Origin of the sequence: Synechococcus sp. CS-1332 (assembly GCF_025127995.1) — a bacterium.
Lineage (GTDB): Bacteria > Cyanobacteriota > Cyanobacteriia > PCC-6307 > Cyanobiaceae > Cyanobium.
This window is the reverse complement of record NZ_JAHLYP010000056.1, coordinates 26,097-43,299: the sequence shown is the minus strand read 5'-3', so window position 1 is coordinate 43,299 and position 17,203 is coordinate 26,097. Positions and strand designations below refer to the sequence as shown.

The following is a 17,203-nucleotide window of genomic DNA, read 5'->3' as shown; positions in this document are numbered from 1 at the left end:
TCCGGTCCGATGGCCACACGCCACTTTCTCCTTCGCCGACTGGGCCCCCTCGTCCTGGCGGCGGCAGCCGGCCTGCTGGCCACCGCCGGCACAGCGCCGAGCGCCCGCGCCGGCAACGACATCGACGGACCCGGGGGCAAGGGCGCCCAGGTGTATTGCTTCATGCGCAACAACGGCAACGTCCATGAGGTCAGCTGGACGGCCTCGTATGCCCTGATCAAGCGCCAGAGCGCCGGTCTGTTCAAGACCTCCCCTGAGCATGCCGCCGTGATGATCACCGAGGCGGTGGTCCAGAACCCCGGCACCTTCCCCGATTGCGGCCGGTTCCTGGGCGATCTGTACGCGCCGCGCTCCTCCGGCAGCACCGCGACCAGCACCGAACCCAGCCCCACCGCCATCTCGGTCGTCGGCGGTGGTAAGGCTGGTGACAGCGGCATGACCCGGAGTGAGCGTTACAACTGAGCAGGCTGGCCAGCATGCCCTCACCGCGCACCAGCGACGGCCGCCTCTGGTGCTGCTGCTGGCCCTCTTGCTTGGCGGCTGCGTGGAGCAGCCCCTGCCCCAGCGACCGATCACCCGCGAGGATTGCCTGCGCAACGTGACGCTGGAGCACCTCCCCAGCGCACTGCAGCAGTGCGACAAGGTGGTGGCGGCCTTCCCGCAGGATCCCGGCCCCCTGAACGAGCGGTTCCTGCTGCACACCCTGGCCGGGAACACCGTCGCCGCCTGCAGGGACATCGCCAGGGCCACCACCCTCGCGGCCGGGGTGCCCAAGACCAAGCTGGATCCGATCCTGCGCCAGGACCTGGAGGTGCGGCAGCGCAGCTGCAGCCAGGACGGACCGTGACGCTGCCCTAGCCGCCCTCGAGCCACTGGCGCACCAGCGCCGGCAGCGCCTGCTGGCGGCGCAGGGTGTCATGGCCCTGGAGCAGCAGGGAAATCCGCTCGGCCTTGCTGGCGATCAGGTCGTCCACCAGCTGGTCAGCAACGCCCAGCTGCAGCCAGTGGCTGGTGAGAGCGGCGCCCATGCCGATCCGGTGGCAGCGGTCTTCGGCCTGCTCGGCGTCGCCAGGGGTCCAGGGCCGCTCGACCAGCACCACGTGCCGGGCCCGGTGCAGGGTGAAGCCCAGGCCCCCGGTGCCGTAGGTGGCGATCAGCACGGGGCAGCGGCCCGACTGGAAGGCGTCCACCAGCTGCTGCCGTCGGGCCGGGGGCACGGCGCCGACCAGGGGGCCGCCGTCGTCCCCCTGGCCCAGCTGGCGGTGCAGGGCCAGGGCGGTGGCCACAAAGGCCGTGAACACCACCACCGCTTCGCCGCGGCCCTGCAGCTCTGCCACCAGCTCGGTGGTAGCGGCCAACTTGTGGCGCGAAGCGATCTGGCGGAGGGCCGTGAACACGGCCAGGGCTTCGGCATCGCGGCGCACCTCGCCGGCCCAGGCCCGGCGGCGGTAATCGACGATCCGCTCCTGCAGGGCCTGCTCAAAGGCTTCAGCGGCGACGGCATCGAGGCTCACGGGCCGCTCCAGCCGCTGCTTGGGCGGCAGGTCGAGGCACTGCCCTTTGCGCCGGTGCAGCACCAGGGGCCGCACCAACCGCTGCAGCTCCACCAGCTGGCTGGCGCCGCTGGCCTGCCAGATCCGCCGCCCCCCCCGTTCCCGCCAGTGCCCCTGGCAGTAGCGCTCCTCGAAGTGACGCTGGTCCGTCCCCAGGGGATGGCCGATGGCCGCCAGCAGGGGAAACAGCTGGACCGGCCGGCCGTTCTTCATCGGCGTGCCCGAGAGCAGCCAGATCGCCCGCAAACGTGGGTGGCGGGCCAACCGCAGGAACGCCTGGGTGCGGGCGGCGTGGATCGTCTGGGCGAAGTGGGCCTCATCGGCGATCAGCACCGTGCCGGCGGCCGGCAGCTCGGCGGGCAGCCTGGCCCAGCTGTGCAGCTCCAGGTGCAGACCCAGACCCGCCGCCTCCTGCCGCCAATGGTGGTGCAGCCCCGCCGGGGCCACCACCACCAGCCGGCAGTCGGCGAGGCGCACCAGGGCACGACCGGCCACCAGGGCGCTGAGGGTCTTGCCGAGACCCATCGCATCGGCCAGCACGGCCCCGCGTCGGGCCAGCAACCAGCGCACGGCCTGCCGCTGGTGCCGGAACAGCTGGCGGCCATCGGGCAACGGATCGTCGGCGGCCGCCGCCGCCACCAGGGCCCGGTGGGGGGGCAGGGGCGGCAGGGGCTGCCGCAGCCAGGCGAACCACTGGTCGAGCTCAGGGGTGAGCGGAATGCGGCCGGCGCACTGCGCCTGCAGCGCCGCGGCTGCCTCAAGGGGAAACTGCCAGCAGCCACGGCGGCTGAGCCACTGCCCGCGGGGGCGGATGGCCCGGAGCTGCGCCTGGGTCACCGCATCGAAGGGACTGACGACTTCGATCAGACCCGAGGCGCCCAGGCGCATCTGCACCAGGGGGGTGGCCAATGCGGCAAAAAGCAATCACGAACACATTGACACCCGGTGCGCTGAGGGCAAACTTCCGGCAACCGAGGCGCGCTGATGCAGGCCAGGGATGGAGTCTTTCTTGAAGATCTCTGCCCCAAGCTGCGAGCGCGACGATGGCGACAGTCGCTGCACCGGATGACCGGTCGTCGCTGCCTCTATTGCGGCGAGGCCTCCGAATCCATCGACCACGTGCATCCGCTGAGCCGCGGCGGCCAGAGCATCACCGAAAACTGTGTGCCGGCCTGCCTGGGCTGCAACGGCCGCAAGGGGGACAGCGATGCCTTCACCTGGTATCGGAGCCAGCCCTTCTACGACCCGCGCCGGGCGATGGCCCTGCGGGCCTGGACCGATGGCGACCTGCGCCTGGCGCTGCGGCTGCTGCAGTGGGTGGCGCCCGTTGAAGCGGAGACAGCCACGGCGGCCGAGGCCGAAGTGACTCACCAGACCCGGCAGGCTTCCACGCCGTTGTGGCGATGGCAAATGGCCTCCTGATCAAGGGGCTGCTCCGGCGCCAGCAGCACGGCCCCCAGCAACAGCCCCACGGCCAGCAGCAGGGGGGTGGTAGCCCGCGACCCGGGGGGCACCGAGGCCAGGCTGCGGCTGCCGCTGGCGAGGGGGCTGCCGCTGGGGAGGGGGCGGCTGGCGGGGAGCGTTGTCGCGAGGCCGACAGGGAGACTGGCTCCGAATGAGGAGGTGGTCACGGGATGGGGAACAGACAGTGATACAGATGTACTGATGTCGGCGCCATCTGTCAACCCGGTGCCAGCTCCCGAGCGGATTGCACACCCGGCGCTGCCCGCCGCCGCCACCGCCATCGGGCGGATGCTGGTGCTCGGCGGGGGCTACACCGGCCGTCGTGTGGCCCTGGCGCTGGAGGCGGCCGGTGTACCGGTGCTGCTCACCCACCGTCAGCCCTCCCCCGGCGGTCCCGACCCGGACTGGCTGCATTTCGATCCCGACCAGGGGGCCCTGCCCACCCAGGCGGACCTGGCCGGAGTCAGCCATGTGCTGGTGACGATCCCGCCCAATGCCGGCGGCCGGGATCCGGTGCTGGAGTCGCTTGCGGCCCAGTTGCATCATCTGGATCCTGCCTGGGTGGGCTACCTCTCCACCACCGGGGTCTACGGCGACACCGGCGGCGCCTGGGTGGACGAGACGAGTCCTACCCGGCCCCTGCTGGAGCGGAGCCAGGCCCGGCTGGCCTGCGAGCAGGCCTGGCGCCGCAGCAGCTTGCCGGTGCAGCTGCTGCGGCTGCCGGCCATCTACGGCCCAGGCCGCAATCCGATGCTGAACCTGCGCAACGGGACGGCACGGCTGATCCACAAGCCGGGCCAGGTGTTCTCAAGGGTGCACGTCGACGACATCGTCGGCGCCGTGCTGCACAGCATCGCCCTGGCGCCCCAGGACCGCCCGGACACCTTGATCCTGGCGGACACCTGCCCCTGTCCCTCCAGCGAGATCTTGGGCCTGGCCGCCCATCTGCTGGGCTGCCGGCTGCCGGAGGTGCAGCGCTACGCGGACGTGGCGCCAACGATGGGACCCATGGCCCGCAGCTTCTGGAGCGAGAATCGACGGGCCAGCAGCCGCCGGCTTCGGGACGACCTCGGTTATCGCTTGCTCTATCCCACCTACCGGGAGGGCTTGTCGTCCTGCACCGGGGACTTCTTCTGAGCGCCAAAGATCGAAGGGTCGATCAGGTTGGAGACACCCGTGTCTTTCCCCATTTTCTGCCAATCCACCACCACCCATTCGTTGCGGAAGGCGACCCCACCACCCAGCAACAGCGCACCCAGCAGCAGCAAGCGGAACATGGACCGACCCCGACAGCGCCCGATGGCATGAAAACTACAGCGGATCGCCTTGTCATCGCCCTGGGGGATCCGGCCGGCATCGGCGCCGAGGTGACCCTCAAGGCCCTTGCCCAGCCGCGTCCCGCCGGCCAGGACGTGGTGCTGGTGGGCTGCGGCCGCTGGCTGCGGGACTGCCACCACCAGTTGCTGGCCTGCAGCAACGCTCCCCTGGCCGACCCCGACGACTTCGCCTTGGAGGACGTCCCCCTGGAGCTGCCGGTTGTCCCGGGGGTGAGCAGCCGCGCCGCCGGCGCGGCCAGCTTCGCCTGGCTGACGCGTGCCGTGGCGCTGGTGGGCGCCGGCGGCGGCCGGGCCCTGGTGACCGCCCCGATCGCCAAGGCCAGCTGGCAGGCGGCCGGCCATGCCTATCCCGGCCAGACGGAGCGGCTGGCGGAACTCACCGGCAGCGCCGATGCCGGCATGTTGTTCACCGCCCTGGCCCCCGGCGGCGGCTGGCGGCTCAACACCCTCCTGGCCACCACCCACATCCCCCTGGCCGAGGTGAGCAGCCGGCTCACTCCGGAGCTGGTGGTCCGTCGGCTGGAGGCCCTGCTGGCCTTCTGCCAGCGGTTCCAAAACCGGCCGCGGCTGGTGGTGGCGGGCCTCAACCCCCATGCCGGGGAAGGGGGCCATCTGGGCAGGGAGGAGCAGGACTGGCTGATTGCCACCTTGAGGCAGTGGCAGGACCTGCATCCGGAGGTGCGGCTGGAGGGGCCCATGCCACCGGACACCTGCTGGCTGGAGGCGGCGGCCGCCTGGAAGGGGGAAGCAGACGGCGCCGACGGCTATCTGGCCCTCTATCACGACCAGGGGCTGATCCCGGTGAAGCTGCTGGCCTTCGACGCCGCCGTCAACACCACCCTGGGTCTGCCTTTCCTGCGCACCTCCCCCGACCACGGCACCGCCTTCGGAATCGCCGGCCGGGGCGTGGCGCGGGCCGACAGCATGGCGGCGGCGATCCGCACCGCCTGGGACCTGGGTTAGCTCGCCTTGATCCGCATCAGCACCTGGCCGAATTCCACCGGGGTGCCGTTCTCCACCAGGATCTCCACCACTTCGCCGCTGAATTCACACTCCAGCTCGTTCATCAGCTTCATCGCCTCAAGAATGCAGACCGGCTGGCCGGCGCTGATCCGGCTGCCCACCTCCACGAAGGCGGCTTCGCCCGGTGCCGAGGAGCGGTAGAAGGTGCCCACCATCGGGGCGGTGACGGCCTGCAGGTCGCTGCGCACCGAGGCGGCCGGCGGCGGCGGCGCCGAGGGGCCGGGGGGGGCGCCGACCGGGGCAGTGGGCCCAGGGGCCAGCGGTGGCAGGCCGGCCGGTGCCTGCAACATGGTGACCGTGGCCGGTGCCGGGGAAGGCAGGTTGCGGCGCACCTCCAGACGGAAATCGTCGCCCTCGAGCTTGAGCTCCTGAATATCGCTGTCCCCGAGCAGGGCCAGCAACTGGCGCAATTGGTCGTGATCGAGCTGCATGGCGATCAGGACTCCCGACCCAAGTAACTGTCGGTGCGGGTGTCGACCTTGATCTTCTCGCCAATGGTGATGAACAGGGGCACCATCACCTGGGCCCCAGTCTCGACGATGGCGGGCTTGGTGCCACCGGTCGCGGTGTCACCCTTGACGCCCGGATCAGTCTGGGTGACTTCGAGCACCACCGAATTGGGCAGCTCAACCTCCAGGGGCTTGCCGTTCCAGGAGACCACGCTCACCTCCATCCCTTCCTTGAGGTATTTGCGGCCGTCACCGATCTGCTTGGCGGTCAGACGGGTCTCCTCGTAGGAGGCCATGTCCATGAAGACGTAATCGTCTCCCTCCATGTAGGTGTGCTGGAGGGTCGCCTTCTCCAGCTGGGCCTGGGGCATGGTCTCCCCGGCGCGGAAGGTCTTCTCCACCACGTTGCCGCTCTGGACGCCCTTGAGCTTGGTGCGCACGAAGGCCGAGCCTTTGCCGGGCTTGACATGCAGGAACTCGACAACGCGCCAGACCTGGCCATCCAGTTCGATCGTTGTGCCGGTACGAAAGTCGTTGCTGGAGATCATTCCGGCGGATCGGATCGGGGGATTGTACGTCTGGCTACAGGCACGCCTGCGAGCCGCCGCGGGGGAAGCCAGGGCCGGTTGTGCCAAAGTCCAGGCAGTCACAAGGGATGCATGGACCGGCGACGCAGGCCCATCGGGTTGACCACCACGCTGGGAGCCACCGTGACCCTTCTGTTGACCCTGCTGCTTGCGGTCCCCGCCGCCTGGGCCTATCTGCCCCAGGGCAACGCCGTCAGTGATCCCACCGCCCTGCTGCGCAACGCCCTGCCCATCGACCAGAGCGATCTTCAGAAGCTGCAGCACCGTCTCGAAGACACCAGCGACGACCTGCGGGCCAAGCGCTGGACCAGCCTGACCGGCTCCGTACGCCGGGCCGAATCCCAGCTCGGCAGTAGCCGGGAGCGGATCCTGGCCAGCTTTGATCCCACCGATCGAGCCACCGCCGAGGCCCTGCTCACCGACGCCGGCGTGCATCTGCAGGAGCTGGCGGCTGCCGGCGAGGCCCAGGATCGGGACCGTTTCCTGGCGGCCCGCCGGGAAGCCCTCGCCGACGTCGGCCGTGCCGAAGGCCTGCTGGTGGGGCCCTTCCCCTTCGCGATTCCGCCTGAATTCGATGCGCTGCCGCGGCTGCTCGGCCGCGCCACCGTGCGGCTGACCACCACCAAGGGCGACCTGATCACCGTTGTGGACGGGTACAACGCGCCCCTGACCGCCGGCGCCTTCGTGGATCTGGCGCAACGCGGCTTCTACGACGACCTGCCCTTCAACCGCGCCGAAGACTTCTACGTGCTCCAGACCGGTGATCCCGCCGGCCCGCTGACGGGCTACGTGGATCCAGCCACCAAACAGGAACGCCAGGTGCCCCTGGAAATCAAGGTGCCCGGCGAAGAGGCCCCCTTCTACAACCAGACCTTTGAGGATCTGGGTCTGTTCAAGGCCGAACCGGTGCTGCCCTTCGCCAGCAAGGGCACCCTGGGATGGGCCCACTCCGACGAGGGCCTGGGGGACGGTTCCTCCCAGTTCTTCCTGTTCCTGTTCGAGCCGGAACTCACCCCCGCCGGCCTGAACCTGATTGACGGGCGCTACGCCGCCTTCGGCTACGTGGTGGAGGGTCTGGAGGTGCTTGAGGAGCTCACCGCCGATGACGGCATCGTCAAGGCGACGGTGATCGAAGGGGCCGACAACCTGCACCCCCATGCCTGAGGGGCCCACCCTGGCGGAGCTGGGGGAAACGGAGCTGATCCGGCGCCTCGGTTCCTTCGCCCCCCGGGGCCAGTTCGGCGATGACGCCGCCCTGCTGGGCCCGGCCCTGCTCAGCCCGAACGGTGGGGGCGGTCTCCAGTTGGTGCTGAACACCGACGTGCTGGTGGAGGACGTTCATTTCAGTGCCGCCACCATGGACGCCAGGGACGTGGGCTGGAGGGCCGCCGCCGCCAACCTCTCCGACCTGGCGGCGATGGGCTGCGTCGACGCCGTCGGGATCACCGTGGGCCTGGTGGCCCCGGGACACACCCCCTGGGCCTGGGTGGAGGGGGCCTATGCCGGCCTGACGGAGCTGCTGGGCGCCCATGGGGGCGTGCTGCTGGGGGGAGATTGCAGCGGCGGCCGACAGCGGCTCCTGGCAATCACCGCCCTCGGCCGGCTCCAGGAGGGCCGCGGCGGGCCGATCCGCCGGGGGGATGGGCAACCGGGCGACCAGCTGGTCTGCACGGGCGCCCATGGGCTGAGCCGGCTGGGCCTGGCCCTGCTCCGGGGCGAGGCCTTACCGGCTTTGGCACCGGCCGAACAGGAGCGAGCCATCAACGCCCACCGGCGACCCGTACCCCGCTTCGATGCGGTGGCGGCCCTGGGCGCCAGCCAGCCAGGGGCCCTGAGCTGGCGGGTGGCCGGCTGCGACAGCAGCGACGGACTGGCGGCCGCGGCCGCCTGTCTGGCGGTCGCCAGCGGCTGCACGGCCCTGTTGGAGCGCGAGTCGCTGCCGCTGGCTCCGGAACTGGAGGGACTGGCCGTCTCCGAGGACTGGTGCCTCTGGGGAGGAGAAGATTTCGAACTGGTGCTGGCCCTGGAGCCGGCCTGGGCGGCCGCCCTGGAGGAGAGGCTGCCCGGTGCCCGTTGCATCGGCCACCTGGACGCCCTCCAAGCGGAAGGTCCCCTGATCTGGTCGGGCGGGGGAGGAGCGATACCCCCCCCGTCAGCCGGCTTCCAGCATTTCAGCTGATCCCAGCCCTGCAGCTCACTTCCAGTTTCGCGCCACCACTTCAGCCAGATCGACGACGCGCTGGCTGTAGCCCCACTCGTTGTCGTACCAGGCAATCACCTTGACCATGTTCTCGCCCATCACCAGGGTGAGGTCGGCATCCACGATGGTGGATTCATCGGTGCCGGCGTGGTCGGTGGAGACCAGGGGGAGATCGCAGTACTTGATGATCCCCTTCATCCCGTTCCTTGAGGACTCCTCGAGAACGGCATTCACTTCTTCCTTGGTGGTGCCGCGGCTCACTTCAAGGACGAGGTCGACCACCGAAACGTTGGGGGTCGGCACGCGCATGGCAATGCCGCTCAGCTTGCCCTTCATCGGCGGGTAGACAAGAGCCACGGCCGTGGCTGCACCGGTGGAGGTGGGAACGATGTTGACGGCGGCGGCACGGGCACGGCGCAGATCGCGATGGCTGGCATCGAGGATCCGCTGGTCACCGGTATAGCTGTGGGTGGTGGTCATCATGCCCTTGACGATCCCGAAGCTCTGATCGAGCACCTTGACGATCGGCGCCATGCAATTGGTGGTGCAGCTGGCGTTGCTGATGATGTCGAAATCTTCGTGGCGATACTGGTCGGCGTTCACACCCACCACGAAGGTGCCCACGCCTTCGCCTTTGCCTGGAGCCGTGATCAGGACCTTGCTGGCGCCGGCCTCGATGTGCTTCCCGGCCCCCTTCTGATCGATGAAGACACCGGTGGCCTCGATCACAAGATCCACGCCCCATTCCTTCCAGGGAAGGTTGAGGGGATTGCGATCGGAAAAACATTTGATCGGCCTGCCGTTCACGACGATGGTGTCGTCGGTGTAGCTCACTTCCGCATTGCGGATGTGGCCGAGCATCGTGTCGTACTGGAGCAGGTGGGCGTTGGTCTTCGGGTCGGACGTGTCGTTCAGGCCCACCACTTCGATGCCGGTGTTCTCACCGCGGCTGAGCCAGCAGCGCATGAAGTTCCGACCGATTCGGCCAAATCCATTGATCGCTACGCGCAAGGTCATGGCAGAAAGCGGTGGAACCCGCTAGCAAGGGGGGATTTTGGCTGCCGATCATACAGAAATGGGGTCCTGCTCATACTCTCAGCCACAGGCCCCGGATCGGACGGTCGGCAAAGCGCAGTATCCCGCAAAGGAGGGGAGGGGGATCTGCCGTTATTTTCGGCGAGGCCTGGAGTTCCCCTTGATCCCAAAGCTTGATCGCCGTCAGCCGCTCCATTTCATTGGAGCCGGTGGGATCGGCATGTCCGCCCTGGCAGGGATCCTGGCGGAACGGGGCTTCCTGGTGAGCGGCTCCGATCCCCGCCCAAGCCCGGTGCTGGAGAGGCTGCGAACCGCCGGGGTACGGGTCTTCCAGGAGCAGACCGCCGCCACCATCGCCGCGGTGATCGCAGGGCTGGAAGGGCCCGAGCGCGGAGCCGCGGAAACCCTTCTCGTGGTCATCAGCTCGGCGGTGCCCGCCGCCAACGAGGAGCTGGCCGAGGCGCGGCGGCGCGGGCTGTCGGTTCTGCACCGCTCCGACGTGCTGGCGGCCCTGATCAATGACCAGCCCTCCATCGCCGTGGCCGGCAGCCACGGCAAAACCACCACCAGCACCCTGATCGCCACGCTGCTGGAGGCCGTCGGTGAAGACCCCACCGCCGTGATCGGCGGCATCGTGCCGGCCTTCGGCAGCAACGGCCGCCATGGCCAGGGGCGCTTGCTGGTGGCGGAAGCCGACGAATCAGATGGCTCCCTGGTCAAGTTCAACCCCCGGCTCGGGCTGCTCACCAACCTCGAACTCGACCACACCGACCACTACCCCGACCTGGCCGCCCTGGTGGCCACCCTGCAACGCTTCGCCAGCGGCTGCACGACCCTGCTGGCCAACCGGGACTGCCCGGTTCTGCTCGAGCACTTCCAGGCCGCCAGCTGGTGGTCCACCCGCAGCAGCGAGGCGGTGGACTTCGCCGCCATCCCTCTGGAGGAGCGGGGCGATGGCACTCTGGCGACCTGGTACGAGCAGGGGGTGGACCTGGGCACCCTGGAGGTGCCCCTGCCAGGCCGCCACAACCTGAGCAACACCGTGGCGGCAATGGCGGCCTGCCGCCTTGAAGGCGTGCCCTTCGACGCCCTGCGAAAGGCGGTGGCGGGCCTGCGCCCCCCCGGGCGCCGCTTTGACTGCCGCGGCCTGTGGCAGGACCGGGCGATCGTCGACGACTACGCCCACCACCCCAGCGAAGTGGCGGCCACCCTGGCCATGGCCCGGCTGATGGTGGAGAGCGGTCGCAGCCCGCTGCCACTGGTGCCGCGCCGGCTGGTGGCGGTGTTCCAGCCCCATCGCTACACCCGCACCGCCCAGTTCCTGGAGGACTTCGCCGCCGCCCTGACCCACGCCGATGTGGTGCTGCTGGCGCCGCTCTATGCCGCCGGCGAGGCCCCGATCGCAGGGATCTCTAGCCAGGCCCTCGCCGAGGCCGTGCGGGCCCTAGCCCCCAACCTCCCGGTGGCGGTGGCAGACAGCATGGAGACTCTGGCGGACCTGGTGGCCAGTCGCACCCGCCCGGGCGACCTGGTGCTGGCCATGGGAGCCGGCGACGTCAACGGCCTCTGGGAGCGCCTGGAAGCCCTCGACGAGCACGAACGACCCTCCGCGCTGGTGGCCTGAGGGGATGGTCACGGCGCCGTTCAGCCAGCCCCGTCAGACGGTCTCCCTGCGGGAATTCACCACCTGGAAGGTGGGCGGGCCGGCCGCCTGGTTCGCCGAACCCGCCGACCAGGAGGCCCTGATCGCCCACGCCGCCTGGGCAGCGGCCGCAGGCCTTCCCTTCCGCTGCATCGGCGCCGGCTCCAACCTGCTGATCGCCGACGGAGGCCTCGACGGCCTCACCCTCTGCAACCGCCGTCTGCAGGGCAGCCGCCTGGATCCGGGGGAGGGCTGGGTGGAGGCGGAGGCGGGGGAACCGATCCCCACCCTGGCCCGCAAGGCCGCCAGAAGCGGCCTGCGGGGGCTGGAGTGGGCCGTGGGCATCCCCGGCACGGTGGGTGGGGCCGTGGTGATGAACGCGGGCGCCCAGGGGGGCTGCACGGCTGAGTGGCTCGCCTCGGTATGGGTGCTGGATCCCCGCAGACCCGAAGCCCCCTTCCGCCTGGAGGCCGCCGATCTGGCCTTCGCCTACCGCCACAGCCGTCTGCAGGACGAACCGCTGCTGGTGCTCTCGGCCCGGTTCCGGCTGGAGCCTGGCCACGACCCGGCCACGCTCACGGCCCGCACCAGCGCCAACCTGCAGAGCCGCACCAGCACCCAGCCCTACCAGCAACCCAGCTGCGGCAGCGTCTTCCGCAATCCCGAGCCGCTCAAGGCGGGCCAGCTGATCGAATCCCTCGGCCTCAAGGGACTGAGCGTCGGGGATGCCCAGGTGTCACCGATCCACGCCAATTTCATCGTCAACACAGGCTCCGCCACCGCCGCCGACATCGACGCCCTGATCCGGCTGGTGCAGCAAAGGGTGCTGGAGGGCTGCGGCGTACCGCTGCACCCGGAAGTCAAACGGCTGGGGTTCTAGCCTGGGTTCCTACGTTGACCTCCTGGCATGGCCGGCTTCGGACTTCCCAACTTCGGACAGCTGACCGAGGCCTTCCGCAAGGCCCAGCAGATTCAGCAGGACGCCCAGAAGCTCCAGGAGGAGCTCGATGCGATGGAACTGCAGGGCAGCGATCCCGAGGGCCGGGCCAGCGTCTGGCTCACCGGCAACCAGCAGCCCCTTCGGGTCGCGCTGAGCCCCGAACTGCTCAGCGAACCCGCCGAAGCTGTCGAGGCGGCCGTGCTGGCAGCCCTCTGCAACGCCTACGAGCTCTCCACCACCACCATGCGCGAGCGGATGGAAACCCTCACCGGCGGGCTGGATCTCAATCTTCCCGGTCTGGGGAACTGAGGTCCTCCTCCAGCGCCTGACGCCGGGTGCTACGGGAGGAACGGCGCAGCTGGGGATCAAGCAGGGGCTCGAGGCGGTCGCCCCGCTGGCGCATGCCGCTGTCCCCCTGGCGCCCGTGGCCCCCGCGCGCTCTGGCCCGCGCCAGGGCCTCCAGCTCCTCCAGGCAGCGGCCGTAGATCACATAGCGGTCCCAGTTGTCCCCAACGGCACAGCCGGGATCTCCCTGGTGGCGGCAGTTGGCGAAACGGCAGGGGTCGGCCCTGAGCCGCGCCAGCAGCTCCGGGAAGGCCGCCGCGAGGGTCTGGGGGTCGCAGGGCAGGGCAGGGGTGTTGAAGCCCGGTGAATCGGCCACGAGGGCCTCTGGAGCCAGCGCAAACAGTTCGACATGCCGGGTGGTGTGACGACCCCGGCGCAGCCGTCCGGATACGGCGGCGACACGAAGTTCAAGGGCAGGGGCCAGGGCATTCAGCAGGCTGCTCTTGCCCACGCCGGAGGGGCCACAGAGCACGGCGATTCCCGGCTGCTCCAGGTGGCTCCGCAACGCCGCCAGGCCCACGCCGGTGCGGGTAGAAACGGCCACCGTGGGATAACCCCAGTCCTCCAGCCGGCGGCACCAGGCCTCCACCGCGGCCGTTGGCAGCAGGTCGGCCTTGCTCAGCACCACCTGCACGGGCTGGCCAGTGGCTTCGGCGGTGATCAGGAACCGGGTGAGCTGCAGAGGATCGAGGCCCGGCTCCACCAGAGCCACCACCACCACCACCCGGCTGACGTTGGCGACAGCCGGACGCTGCAGCAGGTTGTGCCGGGGCTCGAGGCCCACCACCGCGCCCCGCCGCGCCCGCCAGTCGACAGAAGCGACGCTCACCCGATCACCGACGCACACCTGCAGGCCGCTCTTGTCGAGGCGGGTGCGGCGGGTACACAGCAGGCGGCCGCCAATGCCGAGCTCAGAGGGGCCATCGAGGGCCACCAGGCAGTAGTTGGCCTGCAGGGCAACCACCCGACCCGGCAGCGGCTCAGCCCCCATCCCGCTGCACCAGGAGCCTCACCCCCTCGCCGCAGGCTGGGACCAGCTGCACGCCATGCCCCTCGGAGCGCAGCCCTTCGGCCACCATCTGTTCCGGTTCTCCCCCATCCAGATCGATCTGGAGCCAGCCACCCGGCGGCAGCGTCTCGAGCGCCAGGCGGGCCCGAATGAAGTTGACCGGACAGGCGGTTCCCCGCAGATCGAGGGCCAGCGGATCGTTCAACCGAAGAGGCCGCCGAACAGACCGCTCTTGTGGTGGTGGCGCTGCCCCTTGCTGGTGTGGTGTCCGGCCAGCTGCTCAAGCAGCTTCCGCTCTTCACCGTTGAGCTTGGTGGGGAGCTGCACCTTGATGGTGAACTGATGGTTGCCGCGGGCCACCGGATTGCCCAGGCGCGGAATTCCCTTGCCCTGCAATGTGATCACAGCCCCGGGCTGGGTGCCGGGGGGAATCTCCAACGGCTCCTGACCGTCGACCGTCTCCACCTCGATCGTGTCCCCCAGGATCGCCTGGAGGTAGTTGAGGGACACCTCTGAGTGGATCGTGACACCATCCCGGCGCAGGTGGGGGTGGGGCTGGACGGTGAGAAACACGTAGAGATCGCCCGCCGGGCCGCCACGCTGGCCGGCGTTGCCCTCCTGGCCGACCCGCAGCCGGGTCCCCGAGTCGACACCGGCGGGAATGTTGATGCGCAGCTTCTTGCGCACCTGCTGCAGGCCCTGGCCGCCGCAGGCGGAGCAGGGATCGGCGATCACCTGGCCGGTGCCCTCGCAGGTGGGGCAGGGCGCCACCTGGGTGAAGCTGCCGAAGGGGGTGCGGGTGGCCCGGCGCACCTGGCCGGCACCACCGCAGGTCCCGCAGCCGGTGGGGCCGCTGCCCGCCTTGGCTCCCGAGCCGCTGCAGGTGGTGCAGGTCTCGAGGTGCCGGATCTGGACGTCCTTCTCGCTGCCGAAGACAGCTTCGCTGAAGCTGATGGTGAGATCGAGGCGCAGGTCGTCGCCCTGGCGAGGTCCGCGTCGGCGTGCACCCCCGGGGGGACCGCCACCGGCCCCACCGAAGCCGCTGAAGAAGGTTTCGAACAGGTCGGCGAAGCCACCCATGTCGCCCATGTCGGGCATGCCGCCGCCACCACCCAGGCCGGCCTCGCCGAATTGGTCGTAGCGGGCCCGTGCCTGGGGATCGCTGAGCACCTCATAGGCCCGACCAATCTCCTTGAAGCGATCTTCTGCGGCCGGGTCCTTGTTGACATCCGGGTGGTACTGGCGGGCCAGTCGCCGATAGGCCTTCTTGAGGCTGTCGGCATCCACGTCCCGGCTGACACCGAGCAGCTCGTAGTAGTCCGCCATCAGTCGGATGGCCCCTCACTGGGAGGCGCCGAGACTTCTCCGGGGCTCGCGCCACCAGCCGGTCCGGGGCCCATGGAGACCTTGACCAGGGCGTGCCTGAGCACACGGCCATCAAGGTGATAGCCCCGCTGCAGCTCCTCGATCACCACATCCTCCGGGTGTTCCTGACTCGGTTCCCGCATCACAGCTTCGTGAAGGGTGGGATCAAAGGGTTCGCCTTCCACCCGCATCGGCGAAACCCCCAGCTGCTTGAACACATCGACCAGCTGTTTATAGAGGTTCTGGTAGCTGCGATGCAGGGTCTGGGCCTCTTCGCTCTGCGGGTTGAGCTGCTGGCGGGCGCGGTCGAAGTTGTCGACCACCGGCAGGATCTCGGTGAGGGTGGTGCAGGTGATGTGCAGGCGCTGGTCCTCCTTGTCCCGGCTCTGGCGCTTGCGGAAGTTGTCGAAGTCGGCGGCGATGCGCATGTACTGGCCCCGCAGCGACTCGTTTTCACTGCGCAGGGCGGCCAGTTCGGCCTCAAGCTGGCCGAGGGGCTCTCCTGGCTCCTCGACGGGGGACGGGGAGGCCTGGGGGCCCTGATCGCCGGGGATGGCGTTCGCTTCGCTGTCGGCAGTGGCCTGGAGGGTCTCGAGGAGCTCCTCCACCCGGGCCGCGTCGACCGCGCCCTCCCGGGGATCGATCCGTTCCTCATGGGGGGGAGTGTTGTCGCCGGTCATGCGTTCTGGCAGGGATGTCAGATCCCGTTATGTTGAATGTCGAGGAGCACCTTCCACAAGCGGTGGAACCCCGCACCTCGGCCCCAGGCTTCGCTCCCGATCATTCCCGTCGATGCCATCAGAAGGTCTCACCCAGCGTCCTCAGGTCACCGGAGCGGAGCACACCTCGCTGTTCCGCGACCTTGACCTGGGTCAAGCCGCCAATCCGCAGGGGCAGATCGCACCGGAAACGGAGGACCTCGAAGCCAGCAGCACCGGAGATGGAATCTCGCCGGTGATGAGCCTGGTGGACCGGATCCTGATCGAGTCGCTCACCACCGGCGCCAGCGACATCCATGTCGAACCCCAGGAGGACGGCCTGCTGGTCCGGTTCCGCCAGGATGGTGTCCTGCGCAGCATCGACAAGCTTCCCCGCACCCTGATCCCGGCGGTGACCTCCCGCTTCAAGATCATGGCCGACCTGGACATCGCCGAGCGGCGGATGCCCCAGGACGGAAGGATCCGCCGCAACTTCCGCGGTCGCACCATGGACTTCCGCGTCAGCACCCTGCCTGGCCGTTACGGCGAGAAGGTGGTGCTGCGGCTGCTCGACAGCGGCGCCACCCAACTGGGCCTGGACAGCCTGATCACCGACGATGAAGCCAGGGGCACCCTGCGGGACATCGGCTCCAAGCCCTTCGGCATGATCCTGGTCACCGGACCCACCGGTTCCGGCAAATCCACCACCCTCTACGCCCTGCTCTCGGAGCGCAACGACCCCTCGATCAACATCTCCACCGTCGAGGATCCGATCGAGTACACCCTCCAGGGCATCACCCAGACCCAGGTGAACCGGGAAAAGGGCTACGACTTCAGTTCCGCCCTGCGCGCCTTCATGCGGCAGGACCCGGACGTGCTGCTGGTGGGCGAGACCCGTGACCTGGAAACCGCCCGCACCGCCATTGAGGCGGCCCTGACCGGCCACCTGGTGCTCACCACCCTGCACTGCAACGACGCCGCCAGCGCCTTCGCCCGGCTCGATGAGATGGGCATGGAGCCCTTCCTGGTAAGCGCCTCCCTGCTGGGAGTGGTGTCCCAGCGGCTGCTGCGTCGTCTGTGCAGCGAGTGCCGGATTTCTTACCATCCAAACCATGTCGAACTGGCTCGGTTCGGCCTGGTGGCGTCCGATGAAAGCGAGATTTCCTTTTATCGCGCCAACACGGTGTCGCCCGGCTCGGAGGCCTGCTGCAGCGCCTGCCAGGGCCGGGGCTACAAAGGCCGGGTGGGGGTCTACGAGATCCTGCGCATGAACGAGACCCTCTCCGCTGCCGTGGCCAAGCGGGCAACGACCGAGGAGCTCCGGCGCCTGGCCCTGGAAAGCGGCATGAAAACCCTGCTTGGCTACGGCCTCGACCTGGTGCGGCAGGGCCTGACCACCCTCGAGGAGGTGGAGCGGATGCTGCTCACCGACACGGGCCTGGAATCGGAACGGCGGGCCCGGGCCCTGAGCACCCTCACCTGCCGCAGCTGCGGGGCCGGCCTGGAGGACGAATGGTTGGAATGTCCCTACTGTCTGAGCGTTAGGAGCTGAGCGG

At 69.3% G+C, this 17,203-nt stretch carries 21 protein-coding genes; 11 read left to right on the top strand and 10 right to left on the bottom strand.

Annotation, left to right across the window (positions count from 1 at the left end; genetic code table 11):
• Nucleotides 1-9: 9 nt before the first annotated feature.
• Both KQ305_RS14920 and KQ305_RS14915 read left to right on the top strand, forming a co-directional pair.
• Complete coding sequence (locus KQ305_RS14920) at nt 10-462, top strand: DUF6554 family protein (protein ID WP_259726189.1); 453 nt, start codon at nt 10-12, stop codon at nt 460-462.
• Nucleotides 446-847: a hypothetical protein gene (locus KQ305_RS14915; protein ID WP_259726188.1), complete on the top strand. Its 402-nt coding sequence runs from the start codon at nt 446-448 to the stop codon at nt 845-847. Before KQ305_RS14920 ends, KQ305_RS14915 begins: the two co-directional genes overlap by 17 nt.
• Nucleotides 848-854: 7 nt before the next feature.
• Here the strand turns inward: KQ305_RS14915 and KQ305_RS14910 are convergent, their stop codons facing one another.
• Complete coding sequence (locus KQ305_RS14910; protein WP_259726254.1) at nt 855-2,441, bottom strand: DEAD/DEAH box helicase; 1,587 nt, start codon at nt 2,439-2,441, stop codon at nt 855-857.
• Between the two features lie 96 nt (nt 2,442-2,537).
• Between KQ305_RS14910 and KQ305_RS14905 the strand changes: the two genes are divergently transcribed.
• Nucleotides 2,538-2,975 (top strand): HNH endonuclease, encoded by a 438-nt coding sequence (locus tag KQ305_RS14905; RefSeq protein ID WP_254944536.1) that lies wholly within the window; start codon nt 2,538-2,540, stop codon nt 2,973-2,975.
• On the opposite strand, the gene KQ305_RS14900 is transcribed toward KQ305_RS14905, so the two are convergent.
• The gene (locus tag KQ305_RS14900) at nt 2,921-3,184 is read right to left on the bottom strand and encodes a serine protease inhibitor (protein ID WP_259726187.1); all 264 of its coding nucleotides are present in this window, start codon (nt 3,182-3,184) and stop codon (nt 2,921-2,923) included. The genes KQ305_RS14905 and KQ305_RS14900 overlap by 55 nt on opposite strands.
• A 34-nt stretch (nt 3,185-3,218) precedes the next feature.
• On the opposite strand from KQ305_RS14900, the gene KQ305_RS14895 reads away from it, so the two are divergent.
• Nucleotides 3,219-4,154, top strand: coding sequence for an SDR family NAD(P)-dependent oxidoreductase (locus KQ305_RS14895; protein ID WP_259726186.1), 936 nt, complete (start codon nt 3,219-3,221; stop codon nt 4,152-4,154).
• Here the strand turns inward: KQ305_RS14895 and KQ305_RS14890 are convergent.
• The gene (locus KQ305_RS14890; protein ID WP_259726185.1) at nt 4,112-4,285 is read right to left on the bottom strand and encodes a hypothetical protein; all 174 of its coding nucleotides are present in this window, start codon (nt 4,283-4,285) and stop codon (nt 4,112-4,114) included. The genes KQ305_RS14895 and KQ305_RS14890 overlap by 43 nt on opposite strands.
• 36 nt (nt 4,286-4,321) lie before the next feature.
• Between KQ305_RS14890 and pdxA the strand changes: the two genes are divergently transcribed.
• Entirely contained in the window at nt 4,322-5,317 is a 996-nt protein-coding gene (gene pdxA, locus KQ305_RS14885; protein WP_259726184.1) for a 4-hydroxythreonine-4-phosphate dehydrogenase PdxA, read from the top strand.
• Here pdxA and accB read toward each other — a convergent pair.
• Together accB and efp are read right to left on the bottom strand one after the other, a co-directional pair.
• Nucleotides 5,314-5,808: an acetyl-CoA carboxylase biotin carboxyl carrier protein gene (gene accB / locus KQ305_RS14880; protein WP_259726183.1), complete on the bottom strand. Its 495-nt coding sequence runs from the start codon at nt 5,806-5,808 to the stop codon at nt 5,314-5,316. The genes pdxA and accB overlap by 4 nt on opposite strands.
• A gap of 5 nt (nt 5,809-5,813) precedes the next feature.
• The gene (gene efp, locus KQ305_RS14875) at nt 5,814-6,374 is read right to left on the bottom strand and encodes an elongation factor P (RefSeq protein ID WP_216907098.1); all 561 of its coding nucleotides are present in this window, start codon (nt 6,372-6,374) and stop codon (nt 5,814-5,816) included.
• A gap of 111 nt (nt 6,375-6,485) precedes the next feature.
• On the opposite strand from efp, the gene KQ305_RS14870 reads away from it, so the two are divergent.
• Together KQ305_RS14870 and thiL are read left to right on the top strand one after the other, a co-directional pair.
• Nucleotides 6,486-7,577: a peptidylprolyl isomerase gene (locus tag KQ305_RS14870; protein WP_259726182.1), complete on the top strand. Its 1,092-nt coding sequence runs from the start codon at nt 6,486-6,488 to the stop codon at nt 7,575-7,577.
• Nucleotides 7,570-8,592 (top strand): thiamine-phosphate kinase, encoded by a 1,023-nt coding sequence (gene thiL, locus KQ305_RS14865; protein ID WP_259726181.1) that lies wholly within the window; start codon nt 7,570-7,572, stop codon nt 8,590-8,592. Before KQ305_RS14870 ends, thiL begins: the two co-directional genes overlap by 8 nt.
• Before the next feature lie 15 nt (nt 8,593-8,607).
• Here thiL and KQ305_RS14860 read toward each other — a convergent pair whose 3' ends face one another.
• Nucleotides 8,608-9,630 carry a type I glyceraldehyde-3-phosphate dehydrogenase gene (locus tag KQ305_RS14860; protein ID WP_259726180.1) on the bottom strand — a complete coding sequence of 341 codons (1,023 nt, stop codon included), beginning with the start codon at nt 9,628-9,630 and terminating at the stop codon, nt 8,608-8,610.
• 181 nt (nt 9,631-9,811) lie between these two features.
• On the opposite strand from KQ305_RS14860, the gene murC reads away from it, so the two are divergent.
• Genes murC through KQ305_RS14845 form a run of 3 tightly spaced genes read left to right on the top strand, consistent with a single transcriptional unit; the run spans nt 9,812 to nt 12,539 of the window.
• Nucleotides 9,812-11,272, top strand: coding sequence for a UDP-N-acetylmuramate--L-alanine ligase (murC, locus tag KQ305_RS14855; RefSeq protein WP_259726253.1), 1,461 nt, complete (start codon nt 9,812-9,814; stop codon nt 11,270-11,272).
• Between the two features lie 4 nt (nt 11,273-11,276).
• Complete coding sequence (gene murB / locus KQ305_RS14850; RefSeq protein WP_259726179.1) at nt 11,277-12,170, top strand: UDP-N-acetylmuramate dehydrogenase; 894 nt, start codon at nt 11,277-11,279, stop codon at nt 12,168-12,170.
• Between the two features lie 27 nt (nt 12,171-12,197).
• Nucleotides 12,198-12,539: a YbaB/EbfC family nucleoid-associated protein gene (locus KQ305_RS14845; protein ID WP_259726178.1), complete on the top strand. Its 342-nt coding sequence runs from the start codon at nt 12,198-12,200 to the stop codon at nt 12,537-12,539.
• Here the strand turns inward: KQ305_RS14845 and rsgA are convergent.
• From rsgA to grpE, 4 genes are read right to left on the bottom strand one after another with little or no spacing between them, the layout of a single operon-like run.
• Nucleotides 12,514-13,566 (bottom strand): ribosome small subunit-dependent GTPase A, encoded by a 1,053-nt coding sequence (rsgA, locus tag KQ305_RS14840; RefSeq protein WP_259726177.1) that lies wholly within the window; start codon nt 13,564-13,566, stop codon nt 12,514-12,516. The two genes, KQ305_RS14845 and rsgA, sit on opposite strands and share 26 nt — an antisense overlap.
• Complete coding sequence (locus KQ305_RS14835; RefSeq protein ID WP_259726176.1) at nt 13,556-13,789, bottom strand: sulfurtransferase TusA family protein; 234 nt, start codon at nt 13,787-13,789, stop codon at nt 13,556-13,558. The genes rsgA and KQ305_RS14835 overlap by 11 nt, the downstream gene beginning before the upstream one ends.
• Nucleotides 13,786-14,910 (bottom strand): molecular chaperone DnaJ, encoded by a 1,125-nt coding sequence (gene dnaJ, locus KQ305_RS14830; protein WP_259726175.1) that lies wholly within the window; start codon nt 14,908-14,910, stop codon nt 13,786-13,788. The genes KQ305_RS14835 and dnaJ overlap by 4 nt, the downstream gene beginning before the upstream one ends.
• Complete coding sequence (gene grpE / locus KQ305_RS14825; RefSeq protein WP_259726174.1) at nt 14,910-15,629, bottom strand: nucleotide exchange factor GrpE; 720 nt, start codon at nt 15,627-15,629, stop codon at nt 14,910-14,912. The genes dnaJ and grpE overlap by 1 nt, the downstream gene beginning before the upstream one ends.
• Nucleotides 15,630-15,741: 112 nt before the next feature.
• On the opposite strand from grpE, the gene KQ305_RS14820 reads away from it, so the two are divergent.
• Nucleotides 15,742-17,199 carry a GspE/PulE family protein gene (locus KQ305_RS14820; protein WP_259726173.1) on the top strand — a complete coding sequence of 486 codons (1,458 nt, stop codon included), beginning with the start codon at nt 15,742-15,744 and terminating at the stop codon, nt 17,197-17,199.
• Nucleotides 17,200-17,203: the final 4 nt, after the last annotated feature.